This is a genomic window from Legionella nautarum, assembly GCF_001467895.1.
GTDB lineage: Bacteria > Pseudomonadota > Gammaproteobacteria > Legionellales > Legionellaceae > Tatlockia > Tatlockia nautarum.
Window position 1 is genome coordinate 18,536 of record NZ_LNYO01000001.1, and the last position, 23,886, is coordinate 42,421.

Here is a 23,886-nt window from a genome sequence, read left to right on the forward strand (position 1 = left end):
CCGCTGGATCTAAGAATCTAATACCCAGAGCAAGATTTCTAGATCCCACGGGAGATAAGATGGGATAAATATAGTCAAAAATCCTTGATAGCACAACGAAGGCAATTACTGTATTTTCATCTTTGATTTCTCAAGCTCGTTGAAAAGGTTAAGGCTTCTTACAAAACGCGATATACCATTCCTGTCTGTAACCCCTCCACACTCTTACTATAAGCAAGAGCTACTCGCTCCGCTTCAACAGAAACAAATCCCCTAAAATAATCGCCATAACTATCCATCGCCTCAGTAACCACAGTTGGGCAAATACAATTAATACGCTGTTTTTTTGGCATTTCAATAGCCGCAGCAACAACAAAAGAATTTAGGGCTCCATTAACCATCGATGCCGAGCTACCATAACGAATAGGATCTTCGCACAAAATACCACTGGTTAAAGTAAAAGACCCTCCTTCATTAAGGTAATTTCTACCAATTAATACCGTATTAATTTGTCCCATGAGTTTATCCTGCAATCCAAGGGTATACTCTTGCTCATGCATCTGCATAAAATCACCAAAATGCACTTTTCCGGTTGTCATTATGACGGCATCAACCTTATCCACTGTTTTAAACATAGTTTCAATTGAATGTTTATCTCGGATATCAACGGTTACATCACCAGAGCTAGAGCCAGCTTTTATAATCTCATGGCGTGGTTGTAATTCTTTAACAACCGCCCTTCCTATTGTTCCAGAAGCACCAATAACAATAATTTTCATTTTAGATTCCCAATCTTAGGTTAATACTAATTGCTAAATGATTAAGATACGATAGATTAAAAGAGTTGAGAAGCTAATGTAGTTTTTGACCATTTGGTACTTTAAACTCTGTACCAATTAAACAAATTGCTCCTGTTTCATCAGAAAAACCAACGAGAAGAAATTGTGATTTAAATCCGGCAATATTTTTTTCACCTAAATTGACACAACCCACCACTGTACGACCTAATAAAGATTCTGGCGTATAGTGTGCGGTAACTTGAGCAGAAGTCTGTAGGATACCAATTTCAGACCCAAAATCTACCCAGACTTTATAAGCCGGCTTTTTAGCTTTTGGAAAAGGTTCAACCTTTACAACAGTGCCAGATCGTAAATCAACTTTTGCAAAATCATCGTAACCAATGGTCATAACTCTTTCCTTTTTAGATCTTTATTTTTATGTATTCTTTTTTCTCTTGCTGTTTCAATCATCACATAAAATACAGGAACAACAAATAAACTCAGAAAAGTAGCAACCATCATTCCGCCCATCACCGTTGTGCCAATGGAATGCCGGCTTGCGGCACCGGCACCAGTGGCTATGGCTAAAGGAAGGACTCCTAAAATAAAAGCAAAAGCAGTCATCAGAATGGGACGCAATCGCAAACATGCTGCTTCAAGGGCAGCATCCACAATAGGAACTCCCTGATCTCTCCTATCCTTTGCAAATTCAACAATAAGAATAGCATTTTTTGCTGCTAAGCCAATCAACAGCACTAAACCAATTTGCGCATAAATGTCTAAGGCCAAAGAACGCAAAGTTAAAGCTAGACCTGCTCCCAGGAGAGCCAAAGGTACAGCAAGTAAAATCATAAAAGGCATGGACCAGCTTTCATAAAGTGCAGCCAGAAAAAGAAACACAAACACCAGGCAAAGCACAAAAATCACCGAAGCAAGATTACCCGCCAATAATTGTTGATAAGTAATCCCTGTCCATTCGAAGCTGATTCCTTTGGGCAAAGTTCTTTTTGCTATTTTTTCGATAGCAGTTAATGCTTGCCCTGAACTATAACCTGGCGCCGGCGCACCAGTAATATTTGCTGCAGTATACAGGTTATATCGAGGAATATTATAGGGGCCCATAGTTGATTCTATTTTTACCAAAGCACTCAGAGGCACCATCTGGCCTGTACTGCTTTTAACATAGAGTTTATTGATATCATCCATTTGATACCGGTTAACACCCTCTGCTTGGATCATCACGCGGTAAGTTTGGCCATATTTGGTAAAGTTATTAACATAAAAAGAGCCTAAATAAGTTTGCAGTGTTGTTAACACATTGTTAATTGGTACATTCAGCGCCTTTGCTTTGGTTCTATCAACATCCAAATAAAACTGGGGCACCTCAGTAGTGAGATCGGAGAATACCCCATGGAGCTCCGGTGCTTTATTAGCCTCCTCGACAAATTTATTCGTTGCATCCGCTAAAGTTTCTATCCCCAGATTAGCAATATCTTCTATTTCTAATTGGAAACCGCTGACAGTCCCCAAGCCCTGAATAGCCGGCGCATTTAAAGCACCAATAATCGCTTCGTCCATTTGGGAAAATTGTTTTTGCACCGTTTTCATAATACCCTGCACATTCAGTTCGGGCGTTTTCCGTTCATCCCAGGGCTTTAACACGACATACAATACACCAGTGTCAGGCTGATTTATGGCGTCGATAATATTGTACCCATCGATACTAATAACATCGGATACCCCTGCAGTATTTTTTAAAATTTGGAGTACTTTTTTCATTGTCTTTTGCGTGCGGTAAAGCGATGAAGCGTTGGGCTCTTTGACGACAACAATGAAATAACCTTGATCCTCTTCTGGCAAAAAATCAGTAGGTAAATAGTAGAACACATATACGGTTGCCACGGCTAAGAGAAGAAAAATAAGTATAACAAGCTTGCGAAAACGCAGACAATGGACCACCCCTACTTTATAGCCGGCTAATAATTTTTCATAGCCCATTTCAAACCAACGGAATAGGATAAATTTACTTTCTTTTTTAGGCTTTAATAAGATACCGCACAGTGCAGGACTTAAGGTTAATGAATTAATACCAGAAAGAGCTACTGAGAAGGCGATGGCTAGGGCAAACTGATTATATAGCCTTCCAGTCATCCCAGGTATAAATGCCACGGGAACAAACACGGCCAACAAAATCAGAGTGGTTGCTATAATCGGTCCTTGAACTTCCTTGGTTGCCTCCAAGGTTGCTTCTTTCACATCGGTGATATTTTGCTCTAATTTTTTCTCAACATTTTCCACGACAACAATGGCATCATCGACCACTAGACCAATTGCCAATACTAAACCTAACAAGCTTAAGGTATTAATTGAAAAACCAAACACTGAGAATAAAGCAAAAGTACCTATCAGTGACACAGGAATAGCGATACAAGGAATTAAAGTAGTTCGCCAATTCTGTAAAAAAACAAAAACAACAATAAAAACCAAAGCGATAGCTTCAAAAAGCGTTACCACCACATCTTTGAGTGAGGCTCTTACGAAATTGGTTGTATCATAGGCAATGGTATAATTCATGCCATCCGGGAAATTCTCCTTCATTTTTTCCATCGTTTGACGGATATTCTTAGCCAATTGCATAGCATTAGCGCCAGGTAACTGATAAACCCCTAAGCTCGCTGTTGGTCCCCCATTAAACTCTGAGGTGGTCGAATAAGTTTGTGCCCCCATTTCAACCCGACCTAAATCACGAACTCGAACAATTTGTCCATTTTCCTGTGTTTTGACAATAATATCTGCGAATTGCTCTGCTTCAGTCAGCTGCCCTAAAGTGTTTAGTTGATATTGAAAACTAGTCGATTCAGGGACTGGGGGCTGCCCTATTACTCCCACCGCAGCCTGCTGATTTTGCTCTTTAACTGCGTTGACCACTTCTTGTGGCGAGACACTCATAGAAGTCATTTTATTCGGATCAAGCCAAATACGAATAGAATATTGTAATAAACCAAAATTATTTACGTTACTCACACCAGAAATACGGCTAAGTGCCGGCGTAATATTAATATCGGCATAATTACTCAAAAAAGCTTCATCATGGTCGGGATTTGACGAAACTAAATTAACGACCAACACCATCGCAGTCGATACTTTTTGAATATTGATCCCTGCCTGAATCACATCGGGGGGAAGCAGGGGGTTTGCTAAATTTGTCCTGGTTAAAACATCAACAGCGCCAATATCAACATCGTAACCAACATTAAAGGTAATGGTAATAATGGAATTTCCGCTGTTAGTACTTGCTGAAGACATGTAAATCATGCCCTCTACCCCATTAATATTTCGCTCAAGTGGTGTTGTTACTGTTTTAGCCACTACATCCGAACTCGCACCGATGTATTGAGAACTTACTTGCACTTGTGGGGGGACAATTGAAGGAAATTGACCAACCGGTAAAATAAGCAGGCTAATCCCCCCCACTAATACCATGATAATCGCTATGACCATAGCAAAAATGGGACGATGAATAAAAAATTTGAGCATAATAACGCCCCTACTTACCTGATTTAGCTATTTTTACTTCTTGGCCTGGTTTTATTTTTTGCAACCCGCTGGTAATAACGAGTTCACCCACTTGTAAACCTGATTTTATGATGTATTGATTGCCGTATTGCCCTGAAACAGTAATCGCCTTACTCACCACTTTGTTTTCTTTATTGACAGTGTATACTGAGCGCTTTCCTTGTGTTTCAAGAATAGCTTCGCCAGGCAAAAGAATGCCTTCGCCATTCTTAGTCAAGATGACGTTGACATTCATGTAAATACCTGGACGAATTAACTTTTCGGGATTCTCTAGAGTAGCGCGCATTAATATGGTCGATGTAGGAGTATCCGCAGCGTTATTCACAAAATCGACACGGCCTTTAAGCGTTACATTCTTACCATGAGGCAAAGTCGCTTCAGCATGAAAAGGCATGTGTGCTCGATATTTTATTATTTCGTCAAAATCATCAATACTCGGGCTGAATTCAATATAGATGGGGTCTAATTTAACCACGTTAGCCAATAACGTTTGCTCTGCACCACCTACGAGATTACCGACATCGACATATCGATGGCTGATAAGACCGTCATCCGGTGAATACATATAGCAATAACCTAAGTTGATTTTTGCTGTCTCAAGCTGCGCTTTATTCACATCAACCTGTGCCATAGCTTCGTGATAGCGTGCCATAACCTCGTCATATTGGGATTTAGACACGTTGCCTTGCGCAACCAACTGTTTCATACGCGCATACTGCACTTGTTGATATTCTTGTGAAGCGATACTTCTGGCAAGCTCTCCTTTTGCTGAATCAAGTTTTGCTTGAAAAGGTGCAGGATCAATCACATAAATTAACTGGTTTTTTTTAACCAGTTTACCCTCAGTAAAATTTTTTTTAATGAGAAAACCTTCTACACGCGCTCTAATATCCACACTAGAAATGGATTGAGTGATACCGATATATTGCTTAGAAATGGGGATAGTTGAGGTTTTTGCTTCAATAACTGGAACTGTAGGTATTGGAAGAGTAGCAGCAGGTTTGTGCTCTTCACAACTTGCAAGCAAACTGTAAATTACACAACAGAAAGCAAGCCTTGTGGCTTTAACTCCCTTTAATATCCTTGTTACCATTCATTCAGTCCCTTATTATTCCTTCTTGTAGGTCCGGCCTTGGCTCAACCTACATTATTTCTGCTGGTTGCGTGTTAAACTCTGGCACCAAATTTTTGAGTAATACATAAAGCTGCTCTTTATCATGATGCAAAGTACACGCAACATTTAACAAGCGCATCGCTTGAATTAATTCATTCCACTCAATTTGACGAAATTTTGCTTTAAACAATTTTTCATGTTCAGTAGGCGCTAATTCTTCAGAAACATGAAAAAGTTCCTCATACAATTTTTCGCCCGGCCTTAATCCAATATACTCTATTGCAATATCTTTACCAGGCTCTTTGCCAGCTAAACGTATCATTTGCTCAGCTAGATAACTGATTTTAATAGGTTCCCCCATATCCAATACAAAGATTTCTCCACCTTGTCCATTCACCATTGCCTGTAAAATTAATTGACAGGCTTCCGGTATGGTCATGAAGTAACGTTGCATATCGGGATGGGTGACTGTAAGCGGTCCACCTGACTGTAATTGTTTTTTGAATAAGGGTACAACTGAGCCTGCTGAGCCAAGTACATTGCCAAAACGCACAGTAATGAACTGTGTTTCGGTGAGGTTATTTAGATTTTGGCAATAAATTTCTGCAACGCGTTTTGTCGTTCCCATGACATTAGTGGGATTAACCGCTTTGTCCGAAGAAATTAAAATAAATTTTTCCACCCCTTCGGCCACACTCGCCTCCGCTATGACTTGTGTACCTAGCACATTATTCTGTACTGCGACTCGAACTTGCTCTTCAAGCATAGGCACATGCTTATAGGCTGCCGCATGGAATACAATTTGAGGCTTAAATTGATGGAAGAGAAAATCGACAGCGACTTTATCAATGACCGAAATCAATCCCAGCTCTAAGGGTATTTGAGAAAATTTTTGGCGCAACTCCGCCTCAATTTTATATAAATTAAATTCTGAGTTTTCAATAATTAGCAACTTACTAGGTTGCAAACTCATAATTTGACGACAAAGTTCCGAACCGATGGAACCGCCGCCCCCAGTAACTAGTACCCGCTTGCCTTTAATAGTTGCAGCAATCTTATCCCATTGTAATTGAACTTGGTCACGCCCAAGTAAGTCTTCAATATTGACGTCGCGTAAGGCATTGACCTCAACCCGACCTGCGGCTAGCGCACTAAGGCTTGGAAGAGTCCTAAAAGGAACATTCGAAGTTTCGCAATGATCAACAATCCGTCTCATAAGGGCTGAACGCGCGGAAGGAATGGCGATGAAAATTAAGTCAATACGATATTGAATGACCAGTTCAGTTAAATCCCTTATTTGGCCTAAAACTCTTACACCATGGACATCTAAGCCTCGCTTATTTAAATTATCATCCACTAAACCCACAGGTAAATAAGATTGCGTTCGTTTAAGATCGCGCACCAAACTCTCCCCTGCTCGACCTGCGCCAATAATTAAAACTCGTTTTACAACACTCGCGCCATCTTTTTTGTCGCTGTATTCCCAAAGAGAACGGCGTAGTAACCGGGCACTACAGAGTAAAACAATTAAAATCATCGCGTACAAAGGAGGCACTGAGCGAGGAATATGCTGCAATAAGGTTGTCAGGTACAGTGCGGGGATAGTCAATACGATGGCACAAATGGTTGCTTTGATGATGCGGGCAACATCATTTAACGACGAATAACGCCAAAGCCCACGATAAACTTTAAAATAGCAATAACAAAATATTTGTACTAGCGCTAAGATTCCAAAGACTAATAAGGAATAATCAGTTGTGAGGCCCGTTGGGAAAGCTTGCATGTTAAAACGTAGCCAATAGGCGCAATACCAAGCAATTGGAATTGCTAGCATATCAAAAGCTATAACTGCTATCTTTTTGTTGAACTTAAGAAAATTAATATTCCGCATAAGGGTAATCGACCTATACAAGCCATTAGGGTCTATCTAAAGGTATATACTACTACAGCTTTAATTTAATAGGGTATAAATTTCATAACGATAAAGATGAAGTTTTGTCGCAAGCTCAAAAGCTGTGCGAAATTGATAGTCTTGATTTTGCTTTAATTGCTGACGCAAACACACATCCGTAGGCGTGTAAATAACTTCCCCGTCCTTACCCTCGTAGGAAGTGAGGATCAGCACTTTTGGCTTTGTTATAAAAATCTCTTTACACAATCGATTGTACATATCCTTGAGGGGAAACCTAGTCATCCTTTTATTATTCAAACAATAAGAATCAATAAAAGACAGGGAGCTTGAGTAAGGAATCAAACCGCTATCCGCTAAAACGACCTGGCTATTCGCTGGGATATTTTCATTTAACCACTCAACCACTTGCTGCCGCAGCCGAATGCCCGCCTGCGGATTCATTGTAAAAGAGTGATAATTCGCTAAGTTATAGCTGGGAATAAAGAAAAAAGCGATCCAAACCACGCTTATCAAAAGACTTATTTCATAAACCCCATTTTTCTCCGGGAAAATATAAGCCCAGATTTCACTTAATCCTAAAAAAGCAAGCGGTAAAAGTAAGATAAACACCGGAAGGAATAAGCGATTTTCAAATGCAGAAACAGGATCAGCATTAATCAAAAGAACAAGGTAAAGCAAATTAGGCAACCAAAAAAAATAATGACGTCTATCTTTTGCCTTAAAAACCGCCAACAAAGCTAATATGATAAAAGGCAGCGCTAAACGCAAATATTGCTTATCCATCACTGCAAAAAAACTCATGAATCCTTTGCAGTACACAGGGTTAGGAAATAATTGCCCGAAATAACTCCAGCGCCAGAGAAAATAAGGCAGAAAAATAATTAGGCAAATCAAACAACCTAGGGCTAAATTCTTGTAATACTCTTTTTTCATCGCTTGCGGTCTATCAATAAGCGCTAAACCAGCAAAAAGAAGCATCAATGCCGGGGCTTCGGGCCTAGTTAACCCTGCAAGAGCTAGCAAAAACCCAGCGAGCATGAAAAAAAGCAAACTGGATTGATTTCTTGTTTGTGGGTAAAAACGATAACCCATCCCTCTTAGCAAAAATAATAAAGAAAAGCTCACTAAAGCTTGGTAAATAGTAGTTTCTAAACCAGTAACCGACCAAATTATTTCGCCTCTATAAAGCAGTAACCAAAGACAAGGGATAAAGGACAAACCAATCGAAAACCAGAATCGGGTCAGGTAATAGACTGCAGTCGTGCTTAAAATTAGACCTAGAACACCCATTGCCTTAAGGAAGATAAGCGGATCAAGTCCTAAACGCATAGCAAGATTAGCTAAAACAACAAAACTAAAGTTTGAGTAACCTTCAACAGGTGCTTCGCCAATATTCCATACTAATCCATAACCTGCTGCCCAATTTTTGGCATAACGTAAACTGATGTAGCTATCATCAAGCGTAAAAGGCCAGATCACAATGAGTTGAAGAACGATTAAATAGATAAAAAACAAAGATAATAATGCGGCAACTATCCATTTTTTGTTATTCATTTAAACAATGCAACACAGGTCAAAATAAAAAAACAGAGCAGATTAAAACGAGATAAGTTATCGCTAATAAACAACGATACAGGATCATCATTATCTCCGCCACGAGTAGTTAGCCAAGCAAAACGCCATAAGCCAATTGCAGCAAAAGGCAAGGTTAAAAGGAAATAAAATATGTCTTGGTGGGCATAAACAGCATATAAAAAATAACTAATAAAACAAGCCATTGCGGTACTAATGATCATGGCATCAAGGGAAGGAAAAGAATATTTTTCAAGCACAGCTCTTGTTGAATATCTTAATCCTAGCTGTTTTTCCAAGCGGCGTTTGCATAAGGCAATGAATAAACTGACTAAAGTAGCTGATACCGTTAACCACCAAGAAATGGGCAATCCTATACCGATAGTCCCTGCCAAAACACGCAGCATAAAGCCGCTAGCAATACAAAGTACATCAATAACTGGCAAGTTTTTTAACAGATGGTTATAGGCTAAATTGATAAGCAAATAAAGTCCTAAAAGTGCGGCAAGTTTAGTAGAGATTGACCAAGCTAACACTAAGCCTCCTACTAATAATATTGCCAACAGGATCAGGGCAGAATCAAGCGATACCTCTCCTGTAACTAGAGGTCTTCGGCATTTATGAGGATGTAGTTTATCCTCTTCTCGATCTTGCAAATCGTTATAAATATAAACAGCGCTGGCAATCAAGCAAAATGCTAAAGCAGCTAATAAAGCGTCAGGTAAAAAGGCTAAAGAACGAGAATAAAAGACGCCAAGGAGGACAAAAACAGCTTTAGGCCAATGAGTTAATCTAAGCAATAATAAGACTTGTTTTATCGAGGCCATACTCTCGCCTAACCCACCGGATCAATAAAACTGTAACTATATCATCAGTCTTTCAATAGGTTAATTAACTTATTAGGAATTTCTAATGCTGGGTGAATTAATTTGCGTTTCGATGCAACAAAACCGCGGGGACTCACCTAGATATGCGGGGAAGCACCCTCTTGAAAATCCACTAGCGCATTATACTCGAGCAAAAATTTAACCAATTAATATTGCATTTGATCAACAAACTCGTAATATAGAACATCAGGACGATATTTTAACAGCGGAAGTGAGGTCATTATGAAATTCAAGAAATTCGTACTCCCCGAACAACATTTTATTATTAAACTTCTTAACTTACGTTCTGACTATGAGGCAAGAGAGGGAATAATACTGAGTAAAGCTTCCCAACCTTATGCGGTTAGTCGTTTTTTTGGTGCTACTGACGTTGAAGCACGCGAACGACAAATTTGTTTTATAGAAAAAATGTTGATTGCATTGGCCAAAGATCTTAATCCCCATGAAAAAGGCTTTAATAAGCAAAAATATTTAACCGCCTTGCAAGTGCTTGTCACACAGTGTTTTTACACAAAATCACAAATTCATCGCGACTATACGCATCCCTACAGCTCTTCCACTTTGAGTCAGTTAATTGACGAAGCAATGACCTTAACTGCTCTTAATGCTGTTGATCCAGAAACTCAGGCTTGTTGTTTATTGACTAGTGAGCACCTTCAAAAATCAGAGCTTTGTTTGGAGTCACTAAATGCTTGTTTGAAAAAACAAATTACAGCGCTAGAATGGCGTGATTTTTCCAACTTTGTTTCTACGGAATGCGGCTTATTAGATGAAAAATACGTTGTGAATTATCCTATTACTTCTATTATGATGCCCCTAGTCGCAGTACCTTCTAAACTGGCTGGCTATACCGTGGGATGGGTTTTCGGTAACTGGTTTGGGAAATCAGCATCGCTTCTATCAACTCATACAGCCGTCGCAATGACGCTAGGTAGTGGTTTAGTGTTTTTATTTGGACCCTCTGCAGCCCTGGGAGCTATTCTTATAACGCCCGCCCTAGCCGGCCAACTCATTGAAACTTATTGCGGTATCTCATTGAGCATTATCATGGGCGAAACCATGAACTTAGTTGGAAATGGTGTGGGTTTTACAGTAGGAATGCCCTTGGATCTTGCAGTGCAATTACTTGGAAAAACTTGTTCTACAATCACTAATTTTTATCAAGATAGCTCAACTTATCCCCCATTAACAGGTATCTCTTTAACTGATGGTGTTTCAATTATTGATGGTAGACCTATTGAATTTGATCATATCAATCAACTGACAGAAGAATTACATAAAAACTTGAAATCAGTTCCTATTATCGTTGCTATTGAGGAAAATCAGCTAATTGTAAAGTATGAAGGTGTCACTAAAAAAATTGCTATAGCAACTGATGCTCAAGAGGCGATTGAGGAGTTAAAAAAACTAGGCTTGGAACAGAAAATAGCTGAGTTCGAAGAAGGGCCAGAGGCAGAAGTGGTGAGTCGCCCATGCTAGCACCCCAGGTAATCCTGAGCGATGCTCGGGAAGATAGCGTTTGGGAATTCACCATGTCTTACGGGAGTTGAGTTAGTACAATTAAGTTTTGGGGTGAGGCTTTAATCACTATTCATCAATTCTCGTACAACACTAGTAGCATAACTCCCTGAGGTTAATCTGAAACTTAGAATTAATGCCTCTCCCTCCCACTGCCAGTTTAAATTTTCGACTTGTAAAATTAAAGAGCGATATGCACGTTCTAATCCCTGTTTCTCAAGCGCTGCACACCAAACGCTATAATCAGCTAAAGCCTGTTCTTGTATAGCAAGAGCCTCTTTAGATGCTCGCTCCTGTCCCCTCCCCCATAAAGGGGCTGCGGGGGAAATATCAAATTCCTTGACTCTTGCAGAAATAACTTCATCAAGTGTTTCGACTGTAAAAATACTATTCGAACCAGCAAGTTGCAGAACTTCACCTTCTAGGGCTTTATTCCAATTTTCTTGACTAACCCGCTCTCCTAAGATTTGGTTAAATAAAAAAGCCCTGGCAGCAGAATAATAAATCCCGCGTAAAAAACGATTTTTTGGTTTTAGATTACCTAAAAGTAGCTCCTTGGCTTTAATAAGATTCTGACCATCATAACCAAAACGCTGTGGTCCAAAATAATTGGGGACACCAAAGGCTTGAATTTGGGCTAAACGAGTTTCGATTTCAGATTTTTCGCTTAGATCTCGCAAAACCAAGCTAAAATCGTTCGCAGCAAGAGTCCCTGTTTTTAATTTTTTAAGATGACGTTTACACTCGAGGACACGCCATCCTTGACCTTGGAGCGCATTGGATTCAGGTAGATCTTGTCCTGGACAATGTACACAAAGCCATTGAGTCGTGAGAGCCTGTCGATCTTTTAGCCCTGCATAAGAAATAGCCTTTTCAGATTTACCTAAAGTACGCGCTATACTCTTGACCAATTCTTCAGTGTTTAAACCTCTTTTTTCAATGCGGAGAAATAGATGTTCTCCCTCACCAGTCAACTCAAAACCCAATACCTCATCAACTTTAAAATCCTCAGGGGTGGATTTTAGAGCTCCTCTAACCTGAGGTTTACCATAGGCAAAGGGTAGTTCTTTAACATCAACCATAAAAATACTCATTAAACTGGATTAGAACTGTCAATAAAATAATGCTCAAGACCATATTTGTTAGCTAGGTGGTTGCCTAAGGCTTGAATACCGTAGCGCTCGGTCGCATGATGCCCGCAAGCAAAATAATGAATACCCAATTCTTTTGCTTGATAATAAGTTCGCTCAGAAATTTCACCACTGAGATAAGCATCTACGCCAAGCGAGTCAGCTTGTTCAATAAAATCTTGAGCAGCGCCGCTGCACCAGGCCAAGCGATGTATCGGTTTTTCTGTACCGGAAACGTGGAGAGGAGATCTGTGCAATTTATCATTGATCTGTTTTGCAAAATCTTCCGCATTGATTGGTTCTGCAAAGCTACCAGACCAAAGCAAGTTAGCCGTTTTACCCACCTGGTGCTGTTTAATCGATTCTAAATTAAATAATTTGGCGAGACAGGCGTTATTGCCTAATTCAGCATGGCAATCGAGTGGCAGATGATAGGCAAACAAATTCAAATCATGGTTGATTAGCTTGGCAATACGCTCACGTTTTGTGCCTTTTATAAGAGGGGTTTCTCCACGCCAAAAATAACCATGATGGACCAATAATGCATCCGCTTGTAATGAAACTGCTTGATTAATAGCGTCTAATGAGGCTGTTACAGCGGTACAAATTCGTTGAATTTGGCCTGCACCCTCAATTTGCACCCCATTGGGTGCATAATCGTCAATTACTGCACAGGCCAATAGCTCATGTAAATAAGCTGCTAGTTCATCACGTAAAATCACCTTGCTGAAGCTCTTTTGATATCCGCACCTAAGATAGAGAATTTTTCCTCAATACGCTCATATCCTCGGTCTACATGATAGACGCGTTCAACTATAGTTTCACCTTCGGCAGCAAGACCAGCCAAAATCAAACTCGCAGAAGCTCGTAAATCAGTAGCCATCACCGGTGCGCCAGTTAATTTCTCTACACCAGTGATCATCGCGGTGTTACCGTTTAAATGAATTTGAGCGCCCATGCGTTGTAATTCTTGCACGTGCATAAAACGATTTTCAAAGATATTTTCAATTACAGAGGAAGTACCTTCTGCAATCGTGTTTAATGCCATAAATTGCGCTTGCATATCAGTGGGAAATGCAGGATAAGGTGCAGTGGATATATTCACCGCTTGTGGACGCATGCCATGCATATTTAAAGTGACCCAATCTTCACCTAAAGCTAACTCAGCACCTGCTTCTTCAAATTTACAAAGCATTGATAATAAATTATCAGGTTTTACACGACGCACAGTTACCTTGCCACGAGTTAAAGCACCGGCAGCAAGATAAGTGCCTGCTTCAATGCGATCTGGCATCACTGTATAGCTTCCACCCCTCAAGGATTCAACGCCAATTACTTCAATAGTTGGCGTACCTGCGCCAGTAATTTTTGCACCCATTTGAATTAGGAAATTCGCTAAATCGACTACTTCAGGCTCACGAGCAGCATTTTTGATAATGGTTTTCCCTTCCGCGAGAACTGCCGCCATCAGCACATTTTCAGTTCCTGTTACAGTTACCGTATCGAAAACGAGGGGCTTGCCCTGTAAACGACCTTTTTTGCAGCGTGCTTTGATAAAACCATTTTTTACGGTGATATCAGCACCCATGGTTTTTAGGGCTTTAAGATGCAAATCAACAGGACGCGTACCTATTGCACAACCACCTGGTAAAGAAACGTCCGCTTGTCCAAAACGAGCAAGCAAAGGGCCAAGTACTACAATAGAAGCACGCATGGTTTTAACAAGCTCATACGGAGCGACAAATTCATTGATATGTGATGCATCAACCTGCACGTTCATTTTCTCATCGACTGTCAATTGCGCACCCAATTGCCCAAGCAGTTCCATCATAGTAGTGACGTCTTTAAGATGTGGGACATTGGCGATAGTCACATTATCGGTAGCAAGAATCGTAGCTGCCATAATGGGCAAAGCAGCGTTTTTCGCCCCTGAAATAATGACTTCTCCATTTAATTGTTTACCACCGTTGATAATCAACTTATCCATGATTTTTCTCCCACTCTTCTTTCGTCAAAGTTTGCATACTTAAGGCATGGAGACTTCCGCTTGTAATATAATCTTTCAATTTTGCATAAACCCATTGTTGTCTTGCGACTTTTGATTTTCCTTGGAAAGCATTCGAAACAACCGTTAATTGATAGTGATAACCATCACCACCGACTTTAACGTACTCGATCTCTCCTGTTTCAACCAGCCGACGCTCTAACTCTTCATTACTAATCATAGTACTGCCTTATCTACCCAATCCTAACATCGCATCCACGCCACAAAATTCCGCTAAAGCTAGAATCGCCTTAGGCATTCCATCAATTTGACAAGTTTTATTTTGCTCAGCCGTGAGCCTTTTTGCTTCAATTAATAGTGCAAGGCCGGCGCTGTCACAATGATGCACCTCACTTAAATCAAGATGTAAGACAAGCTCTTTATTGTCATGAAAAAACTTTAACATGCGCAGACAGTCCGATTGGACCGTCGCAAAAGTCATCTCTGCTGATGGTTTAAAGGATTGCACGTTAAGCTGCCTTCTTAGAGTGTTGCTGCATTTGTTTGATCAAATCTTGCATGCTTGAATTTTGCAAGGCTTCAGCAAACTGCGAACGGAAACTTTGTAATAAGCTAACCCCTTCAACACTTAAGTCGTAGATTTTCCACTGTCCATTCTTAGAAATTAGGCTATAGCTTAAAGGAATGTTTTTACCTTTAGAACGGACAATAATGCTATTAACACGGATAAAACGACTTTCAAGCGAACCTCTAATTGGCAGGAACTTAACCGTTTCATCAGTGTATTCAGCCAGGGGAGTAGAATAAGTGCGGATAACTAGTTGAGTAAACGCCCTAGAAAACTGTTGTTTCTCAGCGGAAGAAGCTTCTCCCCACGCTTTACGCCCTAGCACCGAACGCGACATGCCGCTCACATCAACATTAGGCAGTAAATAATGTTCAACTGCTTGATAGATAACCTGAGTATTATTTTTTAAATTTGCTTTATTTTGCTTTAATGTCGCAAGAATTTGGTTTGAAGTCGTTTCAAGCATTGAAATTGGCGATGAAGCTGCCCATACCAATTGGGTTAATGACAATGCTGCTGACAACAAAATTATTTTTATTCCCTTCATAATTCACCTATTTCTTAATATTAAACAAAAGCTGACCAATCAAATTCTCAAGAATAATCGCTTCCTGTGTTTTAGGAATCACATCGCCTTCACGCAAGTAAGGATGCTCTTTGGTTTCTTCATCATCAAACCCAGGTACAATGCTTATATAATTGGACCCAATTAAACCTTCGGTTAGAATACGTGCTGAAGAATCTTCGTAAGGGATTGGTTTATCATTTCGTAATAGCATGGTCACTTTAGCATTTAGCTCACCGGATTGTAATTCAATACGAGTCACTTCACCAATTTTTACTCCAGCAACAGTAACCGGTGCTCTTACTCGGAGACCACCGATATCGGTGAACTCTGCAGTAACATGATAGCCTTTGGGAGTCACTAGATTAGAAATCCCGCTCACTTTCATCACCATGATAAATAAGGCCAGCAAGCCTAGCAACATAAATAGACCTACGCTTGTATCAATACTTCGTTGCCTATGGTTCATCTACCAACCTCCAATCATCACTGCTGTCAAAATAAAATCAAGCCCAAGGACCGCCAGTGAAGAATAAACCACTGTTCGCGTTGTCGCTTGACTGATCCCTTCAGCTGTAGCAATACAATTAAAGCCTTGAAATACTGCTATCCACGCCACTACAAAAGCAAAAACAATACTTTTAATGATGCCGCTTAAAACATCGACTCGAAAGTTGACAGCAGCCTGCATGTTCGACCAAAAACTGCCGGCATCAATTCCTAGCCATTGCACACCGACAAAATACCCACCATATACAGCGACTGCGGAAAATATTAAGGCTAATACCGGCAAAGCAATAAGGCCAGCAAGAAATCGTGGGTAAATTACTCTTCCTAAAGGGTCCACTCCCATCATATCCATGCTTGCCAATTGCTCGGTCGCCTTCATTAAACCTATTTCAGCCGTCAAAGCCGAACCAGCACGCCCTGCAAAAAGGAGCGCTGAGATCACTGGGCCTAATTCTCTAGCAATACTTAGCGCTAAAAGTTGTCCCAACTGGCTCGTCGCCCCAAATTTTTGCAAAGTATTATAACCTTGTAATCCAATAACCATGCCAATAAACATGGCTGATACAACGATGATCAAACAAGACAACACGCCGACAAAATACAACTGCGCGCGCAAAGCGGGCCAAAGACGCGGTAAATCAGGATTTCTAGAAAATATACCCAGTAAAAAAACACCTGAACTTCCCATGGCTTGTAAAGAATGCACACCACGTTGTCCCATACGGGCAAGCATATCAAGCATTTAGCAGCTCCTCTGTATAAGGGCGGGCCGGGTAATGGAAAGGCACAGCTCCATCCGCTTCGCCATGCATAAATTGTTTTACCTCAGGATGTGTCGATTCTTTTAACTCTGCGGGAGTGCCCTGGCCGATCAAGCGCCCTCCCCCGATTAAATAAATATAATCAGCAATTGAGCAAGTTTCTTCAACATCATGTGAAACAATAATAGTGGTTGTTTCCAACAATTGATTTAGGCGCTTAATTAAGCGCACAAGAACTCCCATAGAAATCGGATCTTGGCCTGTAAATGGCTCGTCGTACATCATTAATTCTGGATCAAGAGCAATAGTTCTTGCCAGAGCAACGCGTCTTGCCATACCACCCGATAACTCATCCGGCATTAATTGAGCCGCCCCTCGAAGACCTACAGCTTCTAGTTTCATCAAGACGATATCGCGCAGCATCGCTTCGTTAAGCTCAGTATGCTCCCTCAAAGGAAATGCAACATTGTCAAAAACTGATAAATGAGTGAATAGCGCGGAACTTTGAAACAGCAGGCCCATTTTTCTCCGAGCCAGATACAATTCTTTCCGCGATAATTGATGGATATTAGCCCCTTTAACAAAAATTTCCCCCGCTTCGGGTTCTAATTGCCCGCCAATCAATTTTAACAGCGTTGTTTTACCACTTCCGCTGGGGCCCATGATTGCTGTAATTTTCCCACGTTTCATGTCCATATTGACACCGTCAAAAATAGGGCGTCCATTTCTTGAAAAACTGAGGTTGGTGATATGCACCAAATTTTCCTGCATTTATTTTTATTCCGGAGCTTCATTTAATTTGATTATACCTGAATATAAATTTTCGCCTACAAAAAAAATTTGTCCCTATAAAGAAAAAAAATACTATGTTAGAATTTCAAACTATCTGAAAAAAAGGTAGTTTATGAATTTTTGCAAATTAGGTCTTGCGGTCATCGAAACGGAAGCACAAGCAGTCTTTGAGCTGACACAACGTATCGATGAAAATTTTGAAACCGCCTGCAACCTTTTACTCGCATGTAAAGGTCGTGTAGTGGTAACCGGAATGGGTAAATCAGGCCATATTGGCCACAAAATTGCTGCAACGTTTTCGAGTACCGGTACCCCTGCCTTTTTCATGCATCCAGGTGAAGCTAGTCATGGTGATTTAGGAATGATCACTCGCCAAGATACTGTGCTTGCCATTTCTAATTCTGGCTTTACTAATGAAATTGTCACGCTACTGCCACTCCTAAAGCGCCTCGAAGTCCCCCTAATTGCCTTAACAGGTAATAACGAATCGACTTTAGCAAAAGCCGCTGATGTCAACATCGACCTTTCTATTCGCCAAGAAGCTTGTCCTTTAGGCTTAGCTCCAACGACTAGCACAACAGTATCCTTAGTCATGGGTGACGCTTTGGCGATCGCTTTATTACAAGCAAGAGGGTTTAGTGCGGAAGACTTTGCTTTATCTCACCCCGGCGGCGCGCTTGGCAGACGTCTCTTACTCCGCATTGATGAATTATTCCATCATGGTGAAGGTCTACCCGTCATTAAAGAAGACGCGACCATTAGAGAAGCCTTGATTGAAGTCACAGCAAAAAAACTAGGTATGACCTGCGTTGTTGATTCCCATGGATATCTCGTAGGTGTCTATACGGATGGCGATGTAAGACGAACACTAAATCAAAATGTTGATATCAATGTAACAGCAATTAGTTCGGTAATGAGTAGAAGCTGCAAAGCGATTAAAAAAGGGTTATTGGCGGCAGAAGCTTTGACGATTATGCAAAAATACAGCATCACTTCATTAGTAGTTATTGATGAAGAAAATAGACCAATCGCCGTTGTCCATTTACATGATCTGCTGCGCGCAGGTGTTTTTTAATAAAGAGATTAGGAATGAACGAACTATTAGAAAAAGCAAAAAAAGTTAAATGCTTGATCTGTGATGTGGATGGTGTCTTAACCGATGGTTTACTTTATATTGATAACTTTGGTAATGAATTAAAAACCTTTCATGTCCAAGACGGAATGGGTTTAAAGTTATTAATGGCTGCCGGCGTTCAGGTTGCGGTGATCACCACCTCACAAAACGCGGTCATCGATCATCGTATGAATCAATTAGGTATTCAACATTATTTTAAAGGCCAAGTGAACAAACTTGATGCTTTTAACCAACTGAAAAAACGCTTAGACTTAAGCAATGAGGATTTTGCTTACATAGGCGATGACTTACCAGATCTAGAAATTATTCGCCAAGTTGGCTTTGGTGTGGCTGTAGCCAATGCAGTTGAGCAAGTTAAAGAATTTGCTGCCTGGAAAACTGAGCTCTCAGGGGGGCGCGGTGCGGTTCGAGAACTTTGTGACTTGATTTTGAAAGCTCAGCAAATACAAGAGCTAGCACTTGAAAGGTATTTTATATCATGAATGCTGTAAAGCAAGCGGCTTGGTTGTTTTGTGTACTTATAGCCTTAGCAGGCTCAGGTTGGTATTATGTCAGCTCTAGCTCTTCAGTCAGCCGTCTTGATAATCAAACGCTTTCCAATTCAGCCGATATGATTATTAATAATCTCACCGTTAAACGCTTTGACGACATGGGAAAACTAGTTAATTATTTATTCTCCCCTGAAGTACAACATATACCGAATAATAACATGCATTTCTTCGCTTCTCCCCGTCTAGCACTGTCTGAGGCTGGAGGCAATCAACCGGCCTGGGAAATAAGCTCGAACCAAGGAAAAGCAATTAACGGCGGCGAGCGTATCATTTTTACCAATAACGTAGTCGTTCACCAAAATAAAGGCCAACACAATCAAGAAAGCACCTTGAAAACGGAAGAACTAACCTATTTTCCAAAAGAGAAATTAGCGACTTCGCAGGTTGCTGTTAGCTTTGAACAACCAGGCAGATCTGTACACTCCGAAGGAATTAAGGTTTATCTCGCCGATAAGCGTGTTCAATTATTAAACCAAGCTCGTGCTACCTTTGAGCCTCAAAAAGATGCCTAAATCTATCCTATTAAATCTTGTCACAGGGCTTGTGCTGTTATTAACCAGTAACACTGGCTTGGCCTTGTCTGATGATCGTCAAAAAACGCTTGAATTGTTAGCGGACTCAGCCGATTTGAATCAGCAGACTCACCGCGGCGAATACACTGGCAATGTGCAACTTGATCAAGGTTCCTCGCATTTACGCGCAGCAAATGCAGTCACTGAAGGAAGTGCACAAAATAAATTAGTGCTTGCCATTGCTAAAGGTGATGGAAAAGAACAGGCGCATTTTTGGACACTCACCGAACTCAATAAACCCCCTCTTCATGCCTATGCGGATGAAATTCGTTATCATCCCGAAAACCATCTTATTGAGCTAATTGGCAACGCTCGTGTGATTCAAGGTGATAATTCTTTCTCGGCATCTAAGATTAGTTATGATACCCTTAAGCAACATGTTGTCTCAAAAAGTGATGGAAAAACACGTACGACGATTATTATCCATCCTGGGAAGTGATTATGAGTGAGCTGTCAGCACGTCATCTAAAGAAATCTTTTAAAACGCGAACAGTAGTTAATGATGTCAGTATAACCATCCGCAGTGGCGAATGCGTGGGCTTGCTTGGCCCCAATGGAGCAGGAAAAACGACCTGCTTTTATATGATTGTCGGTTTACAATCCTGCGATGAAGGCCAAATTTCACTTGATCATCATGATCTCACTAAAGCACCTATGCATCAGCGTGCTCGGTTGGGTATTGGCTATTTACCCCAAGAAGCTTCCGTATTTCGGAAACTATCAGTTGGCGATAATATTTTATCCATTCTGCAACTACGAGAAGATTTAGATAACAAGGCGCGGAAAGAAAAATTAGAACAGTTGCTAAATGAATTTCACATCGCTCATCTGCGTAATAGTCTGGGAATGAGTTTATCAGGAGGCGAGCGGCGACGCGTAGAGATAGCCCGTGCGTTGGCAATCGAACCTACTTTTATTCTATTGGACGAACCTTTTGCTGGGGTTGACCCTATTTCGGTTCTTGATATTAAACGTATCATTTCGCATCTTTGTGATAAAAATATTGGCGTACTAATCACTGACCATAATGTGCGGGAGACTTTAGATATTTGTGAACGAGCCTATATTGTGAGTCAAGGCAAAATTCTTTGCGAAGGAACACCTGAGGCGATTCTGGCTAATCAGCAAGTTCGAGCCGTTTATTTGGGTGAAGAGTTTTCTTTATAATTCCTCACTTCTTTCTTCTTCTTGAAAGGGTGCTGTTGCATTTCATAATATCCGTTCAGGCTCTGAGGTTCGCCCACGAAATGAGTATCTAAAGAATTTGTATTAATTTTACTCCGTTCAGCCTGATGAGCACGCATGGCGTGCGTCTTGAAGGCTTGTCCTGAGGCTCTCGAAAACCTGCCCTGAGGCTCCTTCGAAGAGAAGCCTTTTGCGGCACTTCGAGACAGCGCTGCGCGCTTCCTCAGTGCGAACGGTATAAATAAAACGATCAATGGACTAAACAGTCTATTTCATTTCGTGGGGATACTTCAGCCCGAACGGATTTGTCTCAGCCCGAACGGATTTTTTAATAACTCAACAACGTCCCATAACTTGTGCTATCTATCGGAGCTTAACCGCTAATGCTAATTCTCATCGATAACTATGATTCATTTACTTATAACCTGGTGCAATACTTTCAATGCTTGAGGCAAAAAGTTCAGGTTTTTGAACACGATCGCATTTCAATCGCAGCAATTGAACATTTAAATCCTCAATACCTCGTTATTTCACCCGGCCCCAAAGGACCAGAGGATGCAGGTATTTCTCTGGACTTAATTCAGCATTTCTATCAGCGCATTCCTATTTTAGGTGTTTGTTTAGGACATCAATGTATCGCTCATTGTTTTGGGGCGAAAATTATTGCCGCCCCCGAGATTATTCATGGAAAAACCTCAACCATTCATCATCATAAACAAGGATTATTCCGTCATCTTCCCAATCCCTTTAAAGCAACTCGCTATCATTCCCTCGCAGTGGATATCAACACCCTTCCCGCTTGTTTTGCGGTTGATGCCTGGGCTGATGATACAATTATGGCTATCTCTCATCGTCAATATCCTCTTTATGGTCTACAATTCCATCCTGAATCAATTTTAACTGAATATGGTATTGAGCTTTTGAGCCAATTTTTAAAAAATGAAGATATCTGAACTACTTGAACAATTGATTAGAGGCAAACATTTGAGTTCCTCACAAATGCAGGAATTTATGCATGCTTGTATGAGTGGCAAATTAAGCGATGCGCAGCTCGCCGCGTTCCTTGCCCTCATGCGAGTAAAAGGGGAAACCGTTGAAGAATTAACTGCCGCCGCCCAAGTGATGATGACTTTTGCTCACTGTATTGATTTAGGGGATGAGCTCATTGATATCGTCGGCACAGGTGGTGATGGCAAAAATACCTTTAATATTTCAACTATTAGTAGTTTCGTTGCGGCTGCAGCCGGGGCTCGGGTAGCCAAGCATGGCGGCCGCTCGGTATCAAGCCGCAGTGGCAGTGCCGATTTATTACTGCAAGCTGGTTTTAAACTTCATTTAACCGATGAACAACTTAGTCAATGCATGCAGCAATCTGGTATCTGTTTTTTATTTGCTCCTCATTTTCACCAAGCCATGCAACACGCAAGAAATGCCAGACAGCAACTAGGCATACGCACCCTGCTCAATATTCTAGGCCCTCTTGTCAACCCTGCAGGCGTAAAAAAACAATTAGTAGGTGTTTTTGCAAAAACTTGGCTGGAGCCCATTGCTCAAGTTCTTGCTAATTTAGGAAGAGAGCGCGCGTTTGTTGTCAGCTCTCGCGATGGTATGGATGAGATTAGTATTGCAGCACTCACTGATGTGGTTGAATATCACCAGGGACAATTTAAGCATTGGATTATAGATCCAAAAGATTATGGCTGTTTTCATGCTAAGCTAGATGCCATTATCGTTGATTCGCCTACTCAGAGTCTTGCGCTTGCTGAAGAAGTCTTAAGTGCTAAACATGGCCCGGCGCGCGACATTGTTGTATTAAATGCAGCAGCAGCACTGTATTGCGCGGGCTTAGCCTCAAGTTACAATGAGGCTGTAGAAAAAGCGAGATCGGCCATTGATAGCGGTGAAGCGGCAAGACGATTTAGTCAATTAAAAGAATTAACTCAAAGGTTAACAAGCAAACATGAATAGTATTTTGAATCGCATTGCTGCGCATAAACGGCAAGAAGTAGAATTAGCAAAACAAGAAAAACCGCTAAAAAGTCTAATAGAAACAGATGCCTTACCGGTACGTGATTTTGTGGGTGGATTGCAGTTAAAATCACCGGCAATTATCGCTGAAATAAAAAAAGCGTCACCATCTAAAGGCTTAATTCGTGCCGATTTCGATGTCGCCACCATCGCAAAAATCTACGAAGAAAATGGGGCCAGTTGTCTTTCAGTGCTAACTGATATTGATTTTTTCCAAGGTTCACCTAGTTATTTAGCTTTGGCCAAAAATCACTCCTCTCTGCCTGCCCTGCGTAAAGATTTTATAATCGATCCCTATCAAATCTATGAAAGTCGGGCGTTGGGTGCGGATTGTATTTTATTAATTGTTGCGATGTTGGATGATAAACAGCTCCTCGACTATTGCCAACTTGCTCAAGAACTTAAAATGGCAGTCTTAGTTGAAAGCCACACTCTCGATGAGTTTGAGCGCGCTCTGCAGCTCCCTACTCCCTTGATGGGCGTAAATAACCGCAGTTTACATAGTTTCATCACTAATATTCACACCAGCCTTGAATTAGTAAAGCATTTACCAGCGGATAAAATTTTAATTACAGAAAGCGGTATTAATAGTCGGGACGATATAAAACTCATGCAAAAACACCATATCAATACGTTTTTGATTGGTGAGAGTTTAATGCGAGCAAAAAACATCGGTGCAAAGCTTCAGGATTTCATGAGTTAAGCTAGCGCTAATGGTAATGGCTTTCACGGAGGGCGCACAGGAGT

The 23,886-nt window shown here is 40.9% G+C and carries 25 protein-coding genes; 9 read left to right on the plus strand and 16 right to left on the minus strand.

The window, feature by feature from the left end:
• Window positions 1-158: 158 nt before the first annotated feature.
• The 7 genes from Lnau_RS00070 to Lnau_RS00100 all read right to left on the minus strand — a co-directional run bounded on the left by Lnau_RS00070 (window position 159) and on the right by Lnau_RS00100 (window position 9,759).
• Window positions 159-758 (minus strand): short chain dehydrogenase, encoded by a 600-nt coding sequence (locus tag Lnau_RS00070; RefSeq protein ID WP_058503107.1) that lies wholly within the window; start codon window positions 756-758, stop codon window positions 159-161.
• Window positions 759-831: 73 nt separating this feature from the next.
• A complete protein-coding gene (locus Lnau_RS00075) occupies window positions 832-1,167 on the minus strand; it encodes a tRNA-binding protein (RefSeq protein ID WP_058503108.1) in 336 nt (111 codons plus the stop codon).
• Window positions 1,164-4,295, minus strand: coding sequence for an efflux RND transporter permease subunit (locus Lnau_RS00080; RefSeq protein WP_058503109.1), 3,132 nt, complete (start codon window positions 4,293-4,295; stop codon window positions 1,164-1,166). The genes Lnau_RS00075 and Lnau_RS00080 overlap by 4 nt, the downstream gene beginning before the upstream one ends.
• Window positions 4,296-4,305: 10 nt before the next feature.
• Entirely contained in the window at window positions 4,306-5,427 is a 1,122-nt protein-coding gene (locus Lnau_RS00085) for an efflux RND transporter periplasmic adaptor subunit (protein WP_058503110.1), read from the minus strand.
• Window positions 5,428-5,476: 49 nt separating this feature from the next.
• Window positions 5,477-7,339, minus strand: a complete 1,863-nt coding sequence (locus Lnau_RS00090; protein ID WP_058503111.1) for a polysaccharide biosynthesis protein — start codon at window positions 7,337-7,339, stop codon at window positions 5,477-5,479.
• 60 nt (window positions 7,340-7,399) lie between these two features.
• Window positions 7,400-8,914, minus strand: a complete 1,515-nt coding sequence (locus Lnau_RS00095) for a hypothetical protein (protein ID WP_058503112.1) — start codon at window positions 8,912-8,914, stop codon at window positions 7,400-7,402.
• A complete protein-coding gene (locus Lnau_RS00100) occupies window positions 8,911-9,759 on the minus strand; it encodes a decaprenyl-phosphate phosphoribosyltransferase (protein ID WP_058503113.1) in 849 nt (282 codons plus the stop codon). The genes Lnau_RS00095 and Lnau_RS00100 overlap by 4 nt, the downstream gene beginning before the upstream one ends.
• A gap of 282 nt (window positions 9,760-10,041) precedes the next feature.
• Between Lnau_RS00100 and Lnau_RS00105 the strand changes: the two genes are divergently transcribed.
• Window positions 10,042-11,298: a hypothetical protein gene (locus Lnau_RS00105; RefSeq protein ID WP_058503114.1), complete on the plus strand. Its 1,257-nt coding sequence runs from the start codon at window positions 10,042-10,044 to the stop codon at window positions 11,296-11,298.
• Between the two features lie 101 nt (window positions 11,299-11,399).
• Here the strand turns inward: Lnau_RS00105 and truD are convergent, their stop codons facing one another.
• Genes truD through Lnau_RS00150 form a run of 9 tightly spaced genes read right to left on the minus strand, consistent with a single transcriptional unit; the run spans window position 11,400 to window position 17,647 of the window.
• Window positions 11,400-12,419: a tRNA pseudouridine(13) synthase TruD gene (gene truD / locus Lnau_RS00110; RefSeq protein WP_058503115.1), complete on the minus strand. Its 1,020-nt coding sequence runs from the start codon at window positions 12,417-12,419 to the stop codon at window positions 11,400-11,402.
• An 11-nt stretch (window positions 12,420-12,430) separates the two neighbouring features.
• Window positions 12,431-13,189: a Nif3-like dinuclear metal center hexameric protein gene (locus tag Lnau_RS00115; RefSeq protein ID WP_058503116.1), complete on the minus strand. Its 759-nt coding sequence runs from the start codon at window positions 13,187-13,189 to the stop codon at window positions 12,431-12,433.
• On the minus strand, window positions 13,186-14,454 hold the full coding sequence (murA, locus tag Lnau_RS00120; RefSeq protein ID WP_058503117.1) for a UDP-N-acetylglucosamine 1-carboxyvinyltransferase: 1,269 nt from the start codon (window positions 14,452-14,454) through the stop codon (window positions 13,186-13,188). The genes Lnau_RS00115 and murA overlap by 4 nt, the downstream gene beginning before the upstream one ends.
• Window positions 14,447-14,692, minus strand: coding sequence for a BolA family protein (locus tag Lnau_RS00125; RefSeq protein ID WP_058503118.1), 246 nt, complete (start codon window positions 14,690-14,692; stop codon window positions 14,447-14,449). Before Lnau_RS00125 ends, murA begins: the two co-directional genes overlap by 8 nt.
• A 9-nt stretch (window positions 14,693-14,701) precedes the next feature.
• On the minus strand, window positions 14,702-14,980 hold the full coding sequence (locus Lnau_RS00130) for an STAS domain-containing protein (protein ID WP_058503119.1): 279 nt from the start codon (window positions 14,978-14,980) through the stop codon (window positions 14,702-14,704).
• A 1-nt stretch (window position 14,981) separates the two neighbouring features.
• The gene (locus tag Lnau_RS00135) at window positions 14,982-15,587 is read right to left on the minus strand and encodes an MlaC/ttg2D family ABC transporter substrate-binding protein (protein ID WP_058503120.1); all 606 of its coding nucleotides are present in this window, start codon (window positions 15,585-15,587) and stop codon (window positions 14,982-14,984) included.
• 7 nt (window positions 15,588-15,594) lie between these two features.
• Window positions 15,595-16,074: an outer membrane lipid asymmetry maintenance protein MlaD gene (mlaD, locus tag Lnau_RS00140; protein ID WP_058503121.1), complete on the minus strand. Its 480-nt coding sequence runs from the start codon at window positions 16,072-16,074 to the stop codon at window positions 15,595-15,597.
• Entirely contained in the window at window positions 16,075-16,857 is a 783-nt protein-coding gene (gene mlaE / locus Lnau_RS00145) for a lipid asymmetry maintenance ABC transporter permease subunit MlaE (RefSeq protein ID WP_058503122.1), read from the minus strand.
• Window positions 16,850-17,647, minus strand: a complete 798-nt coding sequence (locus Lnau_RS00150) for an ABC transporter ATP-binding protein (RefSeq protein WP_058503123.1) — start codon at window positions 17,645-17,647, stop codon at window positions 16,850-16,852. Before Lnau_RS00150 ends, mlaE begins: the two co-directional genes overlap by 8 nt.
• A gap of 133 nt (window positions 17,648-17,780) precedes the next feature.
• Here Lnau_RS00150 and Lnau_RS00155 point away from each other — a divergent pair, with 133 nt between their 5' ends.
• The 8 genes from Lnau_RS00155 to trpC all read left to right on the plus strand — a co-directional run bounded on the left by Lnau_RS00155 (window position 17,781) and on the right by trpC (window position 23,842).
• The gene (locus Lnau_RS00155) at window positions 17,781-18,743 is read left to right on the plus strand and encodes a KpsF/GutQ family sugar-phosphate isomerase (protein WP_058503124.1); all 963 of its coding nucleotides are present in this window, start codon (window positions 17,781-17,783) and stop codon (window positions 18,741-18,743) included.
• A 14-nt stretch (window positions 18,744-18,757) separates the two neighbouring features.
• A complete protein-coding gene (locus Lnau_RS00160) occupies window positions 18,758-19,285 on the plus strand; it encodes a KdsC family phosphatase (RefSeq protein WP_058503125.1) in 528 nt (175 codons plus the stop codon).
• Window positions 19,282-19,866: an LPS export ABC transporter periplasmic protein LptC gene (gene lptC, locus Lnau_RS00165; protein ID WP_058503126.1), complete on the plus strand. Its 585-nt coding sequence runs from the start codon at window positions 19,282-19,284 to the stop codon at window positions 19,864-19,866. The genes Lnau_RS00160 and lptC overlap by 4 nt, the downstream gene beginning before the upstream one ends.
• Entirely contained in the window at window positions 19,859-20,365 is a 507-nt protein-coding gene (gene lptA / locus Lnau_RS00170; protein WP_058503127.1) for a lipopolysaccharide transport periplasmic protein LptA, read from the plus strand. Before lptC ends, lptA begins: the two co-directional genes overlap by 8 nt.
• A gap of 2 nt (window positions 20,366-20,367) precedes the next feature.
• On the plus strand, window positions 20,368-21,093 hold the full coding sequence (gene lptB / locus Lnau_RS00175) for an LPS export ABC transporter ATP-binding protein (RefSeq protein ID WP_058503128.1): 726 nt from the start codon (window positions 20,368-20,370) through the stop codon (window positions 21,091-21,093).
• A gap of 401 nt (window positions 21,094-21,494) precedes the next feature.
• Complete coding sequence (locus Lnau_RS00180) at window positions 21,495-22,064, plus strand: aminodeoxychorismate/anthranilate synthase component II (protein WP_058503129.1); 570 nt, start codon at window positions 21,495-21,497, stop codon at window positions 22,062-22,064.
• Complete coding sequence (gene trpD / locus Lnau_RS00185; RefSeq protein WP_058503130.1) at window positions 22,051-23,079, plus strand: anthranilate phosphoribosyltransferase; 1,029 nt, start codon at window positions 22,051-22,053, stop codon at window positions 23,077-23,079. The genes Lnau_RS00180 and trpD overlap by 14 nt, the downstream gene beginning before the upstream one ends.
• Window positions 23,072-23,842, plus strand: coding sequence for an indole-3-glycerol phosphate synthase TrpC (gene trpC, locus Lnau_RS00190; RefSeq protein WP_058503131.1), 771 nt, complete (start codon window positions 23,072-23,074; stop codon window positions 23,840-23,842). The genes trpD and trpC overlap by 8 nt, the downstream gene beginning before the upstream one ends.
• Window positions 23,843-23,886: the final 44 nt, after the last annotated feature.

What these genes read in the sequence shown, in the direction of transcription:
- Lnau_RS00070 (WP_058503107.1), bottom strand. Translation starts at nt 758, where the DNA reads ATGAAAATTATTGTTATTGGTGCTTCTGGAACAATAGGAAGGGCGGTT.
- Lnau_RS00075 (WP_058503108.1), bottom strand. Translation starts at nt 1,167, where the DNA reads ATGACCATTGGTTACGATGATTTTGCAAAAGTTGATTTACGATCTGGC.
- Lnau_RS00080 (WP_058503109.1), bottom strand. Translation starts at nt 4,295, where the DNA reads ATGCTCAAATTTTTTATTCATCGTCCCATTTTTGCTATGGTCATAGCG.
- Lnau_RS00085 (WP_058503110.1), bottom strand. Translation starts at nt 5,427, where the DNA reads ATGGTAACAAGGATATTAAAGGGAGTTAAAGCCACAAGGCTTGCTTTC.
- Lnau_RS00090 (WP_058503111.1), bottom strand. Translation starts at nt 7,339, where the DNA reads ATGCGGAATATTAATTTTCTTAAGTTCAACAAAAAGATAGCAGTTATA.
- Lnau_RS00095 (WP_058503112.1), bottom strand. Translation starts at nt 8,914, where the DNA reads ATGAATAACAAAAAATGGATAGTTGCCGCATTATTATCTTTGTTTTTT.
- Lnau_RS00100 (WP_058503113.1), bottom strand. Translation starts at nt 9,759, where the DNA reads ATGGCCTCGATAAAACAAGTCTTATTATTGCTTAGATTAACTCATTGG.
- Lnau_RS00105 (WP_058503114.1), top strand. Translation starts at nt 10,042, where the DNA reads ATGAAATTCAAGAAATTCGTACTCCCCGAACAACATTTTATTATTAAA.
- truD (WP_058503115.1), bottom strand. Translation starts at nt 12,419, where the DNA reads ATGGTTGATGTTAAAGAACTACCCTTTGCCTATGGTAAACCTCAGGTT.
- murA (WP_058503117.1), bottom strand. Translation starts at nt 14,454, where the DNA reads ATGGATAAGTTGATTATCAACGGTGGTAAACAATTAAATGGAGAAGTC.
- Lnau_RS00125 (WP_058503118.1), bottom strand. Translation starts at nt 14,692, where the DNA reads ATGATTAGTAATGAAGAGTTAGAGCGTCGGCTGGTTGAAACAGGAGAG.
- Lnau_RS00135 (WP_058503120.1), bottom strand. Translation starts at nt 15,587, where the DNA reads ATGAAGGGAATAAAAATAATTTTGTTGTCAGCAGCATTGTCATTAACC.
- mlaD (WP_058503121.1), bottom strand. Translation starts at nt 16,074, where the DNA reads ATGAACCATAGGCAACGAAGTATTGATACAAGCGTAGGTCTATTTATG.
- mlaE (WP_058503122.1), bottom strand. Translation starts at nt 16,857, where the DNA reads ATGCTTGATATGCTTGCCCGTATGGGACAACGTGGTGTGCATTCTTTA.
- Lnau_RS00150 (WP_058503123.1), bottom strand. Translation starts at nt 17,647, where the DNA reads ATGCAGGAAAATTTGGTGCATATCACCAACCTCAGTTTTTCAAGAAAT.
- Lnau_RS00155 (WP_058503124.1), top strand. Translation starts at nt 17,781, where the DNA reads ATGAATTTTTGCAAATTAGGTCTTGCGGTCATCGAAACGGAAGCACAA.
- Lnau_RS00160 (WP_058503125.1), top strand. Translation starts at nt 18,758, where the DNA reads ATGAACGAACTATTAGAAAAAGCAAAAAAAGTTAAATGCTTGATCTGT.
- lptC (WP_058503126.1), top strand. Translation starts at nt 19,282, where the DNA reads ATGAATGCTGTAAAGCAAGCGGCTTGGTTGTTTTGTGTACTTATAGCC.
- lptA (WP_058503127.1), top strand. Translation starts at nt 19,859, where the DNA reads ATGCCTAAATCTATCCTATTAAATCTTGTCACAGGGCTTGTGCTGTTA.
- lptB (WP_058503128.1), top strand. Translation starts at nt 20,368, where the DNA reads ATGAGTGAGCTGTCAGCACGTCATCTAAAGAAATCTTTTAAAACGCGA.
- Lnau_RS00180 (WP_058503129.1), top strand. Translation starts at nt 21,495, where the DNA reads ATGCTAATTCTCATCGATAACTATGATTCATTTACTTATAACCTGGTG.
- trpD (WP_058503130.1), top strand. Translation starts at nt 22,051, where the DNA reads ATGAAGATATCTGAACTACTTGAACAATTGATTAGAGGCAAACATTTG.
- trpC (WP_058503131.1), top strand. Translation starts at nt 23,072, where the DNA reads ATGAATAGTATTTTGAATCGCATTGCTGCGCATAAACGGCAAGAAGTA.